Genomic DNA, 6388 nt, shown 5'->3' with positions numbered 1-6388 from the left:
CACCGAGGGCGCCCAGGTCCAGGTCAAAAGCCGCAAGTCGGTGGAATCCGGCAATGCTGGCGGTGTGGTGGTGGCTCGTTCCGGCTTGGTAGGGGAGGGTACGGCGCCGTCACCAGCCTGGAGGGTAGCGGCCTGCGCCGTGCCTGCGGGAGAAGAAAGGTTTTCCGGGGCCGGCGGCTTGCGCTTGAGTGCGTCGATTTCCTTCTCGGTCATCAGCGACTGCACCGGGTAAGCCAGCGGGTTGTTCCAGTACTGGTCAAAGCTGCGCGACAAGTCCTGCGCGATGCGGCCGGCCGCCAACACGTCGATGTCCACAAAATTGGTGCCGGTGCTTTGGCCGAAGTAGGTTTCGCCCAGGTTGCGCCCGCCGGTAATGGCTACGGCGTTGTCCGCCACAAAGATCTTGTTGTGCATGCGCCGCTGCATGCGCGCGGTGTCCTTGAGGTTGCCCAGGATGCGGAACATCAGCGAGCCACGGCCGCCCGGCAAGGGATTGAACAGGCGCAACTCGATGTTCTTCTCAAAAGCCAGCTTCAGCACCTGTGCGTTTTTGCCTGAGGTGTTGAAGTCGTCCAGCAGGATGCGGATGCGCACGCCGCGGCCAGCCGCCTCGCGCAGCGCCTCAAACATGCGCTCCGTGGTTTCGTCGGCAAAGATGGCGTAGTACTGGATGTCCAGCGTTTTCTGGGCAGCCTTGATCAGGGTCATGCGGCTGGTGAACGCCAGCTCTGCGTCACCCACCAGTGCGAATCCCGAGTCGTTGCGTGTTCCTGCCTTTGCGGCGCGCGCGGCCACGAGGCTGCCCAGACGCGTTTCGGCCGGGTTGGCCAGGGCAGTGGAAACCGGGCGGTCAACCTCGCTGGGCAGCGAGGCGCAACCCGTGAGCCACAGCGCGACGGCAGCCACGGCCAGCCCCTGCAACGCCCGCCAGCTGGCCGGGGAGATAAAAAACTGGGTGCCAGAAAAGGCGCGCAAAGTGGTCTGCATGGTGCAGGCCACTGTAGCGTAAGGAGATGTATTTCGTGCCGGCGCCCCCTGCGTCCACGCCTATTCTTCTTGTAGGCGCGCGGCTTGACTGCGATTTACCGCGGTGCCCGCCAGGCCCGCAGGCGGCCGGTCGTTATGACGACAGCGTTTCCCAGCGCTGTAGCGCCGCCATCAGCTCTTCCTCAATCTTGCTGTTGCGCGCGTTGAGTTCGGCCGCGCGTTTGGCGTTCGTGGTGTAGAGCGTGCCGTCGTAGAGCTCCTGCTCGATGGCTTTTTGCTGTGATTCCAGCTGCTGGATCAGCGCCGGCAGGCCGTCCAGCTCGCGTTGCTCTTTGTAGCTTAGCTTCTTTTTTGATAGCTGCTCGCGCTCGTCCTTATTGGGCTGCGGGCTTGTTTTGCTGGAAGTCTTGCTACCGCCCGGGTTGCTGGCGGGCTTGCTCGCACCGGTAATTTGCGCGGCGCGCTTGGACTGCGTGATCCAGTCCGTCACGCCGCCTTCGTATTCGCGCCAGAAGCCGGGGTTTTCGGGTGTTCCCTCATAAGCGATGGTGCTGGTGACCACGTTGTCCAGGAAACGCCGGTCGTGGCTGACCAGGAAAACCGTGCCTTCGTAGTTTTGCAGCAGGTCTTCCAGCAATTCGAGGGTGTCGATATCCAGGTCGTTGGTCGGCTCGTCCAGCACCAGCACGTTGGCGGGCCGGGCGAACAGGCGGGCCAGCAGCAACCGGTTGCGCTCGCCACCTGACAAGGTGCGCACCGGTGAGTTTGCGCGCTGGGGTGAGAACAAGAAGTCAGTCAAATAACTTTTGACATGCTTCTTCTGGCCGTTGATTTCGACCCACTCACTGCCGGGGCTGATGAAGTCTTCCAGCGTGGCGTCCAGGTCCAGGCTGTCGCGCATCTGGTCAAAGTAAGCCACCTGCAAATTGGCGCCCTGGCGGATCTTGCCGGGCGGGTTTGTCACGTCGGGTTGCAGTTCGCCCAGGATGAGCTTGAGCAGCGTGGTTTTGCCGGCGCCATTCGGTCCCAGCAGGCCGACCTTGTCGCCGCGCAGCAGGGTGCCCGTGAATTTGTTGACGATGATTTTTTCCGACCCCGGGTGGCCGAAACTTTTGCTGACATCGGTGAGCTCGGCGACGATCTTGCCGCTTTTCTCGCCACTGGAGACATCAAGGTTGACGCGGCCGACGGCGTCGCGCCGGGCCGCGCGGTTGTCGCGCAGCACTTCCAGGCGGCCGATGCGGGCCACGCTGCGGGTGCGGCGCGCTTCCACGCCCTTGCGGATCCAGACCTCTTCCTGCGCCAGCAGCTTGTCGGCCTTGGCGTTGATGACGGCCTCCTGCGCCATCTGCTCTTCTTTTTGCACCAGGTATTGGGCAAAGTTGCCGGGATAGCTGTTGAGCTTGCCGCGGTCCAGCTCGACGATGACGGTGGCGACCTGGTCCAGGAAGGCACGGTCGTGGGTGATGGTGATGATGCTGCCGTTGAAATTGACCAGAAGGTCTTCCAGCCAGGCGATGGAGTCCAGGTCCAGGTGGTTGGTCGGTTCGTCGAGCAGCAACACGTCGGGCTTGGCGACCAGCGCCTGGGCCAGCGCCACGCGCTTTTTGGTGCCGCCCGAGAGCGAGCCCACGATGGCGTCCTTGTCCAGGTGCAGGCGGTGCAGGGTTTCCTCCACGCGCTGCTCCCAGGTCCAGCCGTCCAGCGCCTCGATTTCGGACTGCAGGGCGTCCAGGTCCGTGTTTTCGTCGGCCGCAAGATATTGCTCAACTACGTGCCTGGTGCGCGCCAGTCCTGCGCTGGCAGCTATAAAAACAGTAGCGTGCGGGTCCAGGCTGGGCTCCTGCGGCACGTAGGCAATACGCAGGTTCTGCTGCAGCTGCAAGGTGCCGTCGTCGGGCTTTTCCAGGCCGGCGAGGATTTTCAGCAAGGACGATTTGCCGGTGCCGTTGCGCCCGATCAGGCCAATGCGCTGGTTGGTTTCAAGGGAAAAATCTGCGTGGTCCAGCAGTGCGACGTGCCCAAAAGCGAGTTGGGCGTCCAGTAAGGTGATAAGTGCCATATAAGTGGCTGATTATCCCGTGGCGGCGCCGGCCTGTGGTTTGCCGGGGTTTGCGGGACACGGGGCCGGCCAGGTTTGCGCCGGGTGCAGGCCGGAATCGCTATAGTGGCCTCTCCGTTGGCCTTCAGGGAGTGTTGTGTGGAGTCACCGATCAAGCTGGACCTCAATGGCCGGGCCGTGCAGGTGGATGCCGACCCCGGCATGCCCCTGCTGTGGCTGCTGCGCGACGTGCTGAACATGACGGGCACCAAGTTTGGCTGCGGTGTGGCTGTCTGCGGCGCCTGCACCGTGCGGGTGGACGGCCAGGCGGTGCGCTCCTGTGTGGTGGCGGTTTCCGCTGTGGCTGGAAAGCGCATCCAGACCATCGAAGCGCTGGGCTCGCCCGACAAGCCCCATGCCCTGCAACTGGCCTGGATTGCGGAGCAGGTGCCCCAGTGCGGCTATTGCCAGTCCGGTATGTTGATGGCGGCTTCGGCGCTGCTCGACAAAACCCCGAAACCCACCGACGCCGACATTGACGCGGCCATGACCAATATCTGCCGCTGCGGCACTTACCAGCGCATCCGGCTGGCCATCAAGCGTGCGGCGGGCATGGCGCCGGGCGTCCTGCAGAAGGTTCGAGCATGAAAAGAAGGGCCTGGCTGCTCAGTGCAACCGGTGCGGCGGGCGCCTTGCTGGTGGGCTGGAGCCTGTTGCCGGCGCGTTCCCGGCTGGGCAGCCCGTCCAAACCCTGGCCAGCAAGCGTTCCCGAGCTGGACGGCGCGGTGTTCAATGGCTGGATCAAGATCCGACCGGATGGCGGTGTGGTGCTGGCCATGCCGCGCAGTGAGATGGGCCAGGGCGTGCACACGGCGCTGGCCATGCTGGTGGCCGAAGAGCTTGATGTGCCGCTGCAGCGGGTGGCTGTGGCGCAGGCGGGGTCCGACGCCATCTATGGCAATGTCGCGATGCTGGTGGGCAGCCTGCCTTTTCATCCACTGGACGTCGATGACTTTGCCAAAGAAGGCGCACCCAGGGTTCGCCCCACCCCGGTCAGGATCGGCGAGTGGATGATGGGCAAGGTTGCCCGTGAACTCGGCATCAACGCGACAGGCGGCTCCTCAAGTCTGGCGGATGCCTGGGACGTGGTGCGGCTGGCGGCTGCCACGGCCCGCGCATCCCTGCTGGGTGCGGCCTCGCTGGAGTGGAAATTGCCGGTGGATGAGCTCACGGTCAAAAACGGCGTGATTTCGCACCCTTCAGGTCCGTCATCCCACTACGGCGAACTGGCGAAATTTGCCGCAGCGACGCCGCCGGGTGACGTGACGCTTAAAAACCGTGGGGACTGGAAGCTGATCGGGCGCAATGCGCCGCGGCTGGATTTACCCGGCAAGGTCAACGGTACGGCCGTTTTCGGCCTCGATGTCCGGTTGCCGGACATGCTGTATGCGTCGATTCGGCTTTGCCCCATGCTGGGCGGTTCAGCGGGTGCGATCCAGGTCAACGCGGTGCTGGGCTTGCCCGGTGTGGAGCGCCTGGTGCGCCTTGCGGCGTATGCGGGGTCTACCGCCGGCTTTGCCGTGGTGGGTAAAACCTGGTGGCAAGCCCAGCAGGCCGCCTTGACGGTTCCGGTCGAATGGCAGCAACGTCCGGCCGGTGGGCTGGACACCCGTGCGATCGAAAAATCACTGGAAGATGCCTTGGCGCGTGAGGAAGGTCATGTCTTCTATAAGAAGGGCGATGTTGGCAAGGCCGAGGTGGTTGCCGCCCGAAAAGTCGAGGCGATTTATCGCGCGCCCTACCTGGCCCATGCCACGCTCGAGCCCATGAACTGCACCGCGCAAGTGAGGGATGGCAAGGTGTGGCTATGGGTGCCCACCCAGGTGCCTCAGATGGCTGTAGCCGTTGCCGCGCGGGTGGCTGGCGTAACGCAGGAAGACGTTCATGTCACTGTCACCCTGTTGGGCGGTGGCTTTGGCCGCAGGCTGGAGGTCGACTGCGTGGCTCAGGCGGTTCGAATTGCCGTGGAGTGCGGTGGTCGTCCGGTACAACTGATCTGGTCACGTGAAGAAGACACYACGCAYGACTTCTACCGGCCCATGCAGGTGGCCCGGCTGAGGGCTTTTCTGGACGAAAAGGGCGGCATTACCGGCTTGGCCATCAAATCTGCCGGCGATGCGATTACCCCGAGATGGCTGGAGCGCACCATGCCAGCCCTTTCGGGGCCTTTCGATACCCCTGACAAGAGCGCTGCTGAGGGTTTGTTTGACCTGCCATACGGTTTTCCCAGCCAGATGATGTCGCACGTCGCCACGCGTTCGGGCGTTCCGGTTGGATACTGGCGCTCGGTAGGACATTCCCACAATGCGTTCTTTTCAGAAAGCTTTGTGGATGAGCTGGCCTGGGCGAGCGGACAAGATCCACTGGCTTTTCGGCGCTCTTTGCTTGCGGACGCGCCCCGGCACCTTGCCGTGCTGGACCTGGCTGCGCTCAAGGCTGGCTGGGGTAGTGCCCTACCCGAAGGACGGGCTCGCGGGATCGCCTTGCATGAGTCGTTCGGGTCCATCGTGGCACAAGTTGTAGAGGTGTCTTTATTAAATGGCGTGCCGCGCGTTCACCGCGTGGTCTGTGCGGTGGACTGCGGTACGGTGGTGAACCCTGGTGTCGTGGCACAGCAAATGGAAGGCAGTGTTGTCTTCGCGTTGACCGCGGCACTGCACGGCCGTATAGATATAGAAGAAGGAGTCGTGCGGCAGAAGAATTTTCCGCAGTACGGCATGGTGGGGCTGGCGCAGTCACCTGTTGTGCAGACCTTTATGGTTCCCAGTCAGAGAGCGCCGGGCGGTGCAGGTGAACCAGGGGTTCCCCCATTGGCGCCTGCACTGGGAAACGCACTGCATGCACTGACTGGAAAGCGCTTGCGTTCGCTGCCCTTTATGCTGAGCAACGCGTGAATTGAAAAGTTTTTTGATCACGATTGAAAAGCGCAAAACAACCGTGCTATAGTCGATGGCTCTGCTGAACACAGCGAACAAATTCCCCGGAATTTGCAGCTACCGCGAAAGCGAAAGTTCAGTAGAAAAAAAGATCTTGAAAAGTTGACCGGGACTCAAAAACCGGTATAGAATTCAAGGCTCTGCTGAAAACGAAAGTGCTGATCGCGAAGCGGTCAGACAGCAGAAAAAAGAGTCAAAAAAGTTTGACTGGTGATCAAAAACCGGTATATAATTTGAGGCTCTGCTGATTACAGCAAGACAAACAAAATTCTCTGAATTAAGTTTGTCAAGCGAGAAAAGCAAATAACCCTCGGGTTGACTGGGAATTAAAAACCAGTATATAATTCGAGGCTCAGCTGATTAC

4 protein-coding genes are annotated in these 6388 nt (G+C 61.8%); 2 read left to right on the top strand and 2 right to left on the bottom strand.

Annotated features, from left to right (window positions below; translation table 11 throughout):
- Together AC1D0Z_RS14510 and AC1D0Z_RS14505 are read right to left on the bottom strand one after the other, a co-directional pair.
- Positions 1-987, bottom strand: a 987-nt coding sequence (locus tag AC1D0Z_RS14510) for a phospholipase D-like domain-containing protein (protein ID WP_477658929.1), incomplete at its 3' end; no start/stop codon positions are given.
- 133 nt (positions 988-1120) lie between these two features.
- Positions 1121-3049 carry an ATP-binding cassette domain-containing protein gene (locus AC1D0Z_RS14505; protein ID WP_477658928.1) on the bottom strand — a complete coding sequence of 643 codons (1929 nt, stop codon included), beginning with the start codon at positions 3047-3049 and terminating at the stop codon, positions 1121-1123.
- 150 nt (positions 3050-3199) lie between these two features.
- Here AC1D0Z_RS14505 and AC1D0Z_RS14500 point away from each other — a divergent pair, with 150 nt between their 5' ends.
- Positions 3200-3676 (top strand): (2Fe-2S)-binding protein, encoded by a 477-nt coding sequence (locus AC1D0Z_RS14500; RefSeq protein ID WP_477658930.1) that lies wholly within the window; start codon positions 3200-3202, stop codon positions 3674-3676.
- Positions 3673-5982: a xanthine dehydrogenase family protein molybdopterin-binding subunit gene (locus AC1D0Z_RS14495; RefSeq protein WP_477658927.1), complete on the top strand. Its 2310-nt coding sequence runs from the start codon at positions 3673-3675 to the stop codon at positions 5980-5982. The genes AC1D0Z_RS14500 and AC1D0Z_RS14495 overlap by 4 nt, the downstream gene beginning before the upstream one ends.
- Positions 5983-6388: the final 406 nt, after the last annotated feature.

The sequence above is a fragment of the Polaromonas sp. P1_E3 genome, assembly GCF_056405935.1.
The sequence above is the reverse complement of the archived record's forward strand: the minus strand, read 5'-3'. Positions and strand labels throughout refer to the sequence as shown.

Excerpts from the sequence above, each read along its gene's own strand:
- AC1D0Z_RS14505 (WP_477658928.1), bottom strand. The coding sequence starts at position 3,049 with ATGGCACTTATCACCTTACTGGACGCCCAACTCGCTTTTGGGCACGTC.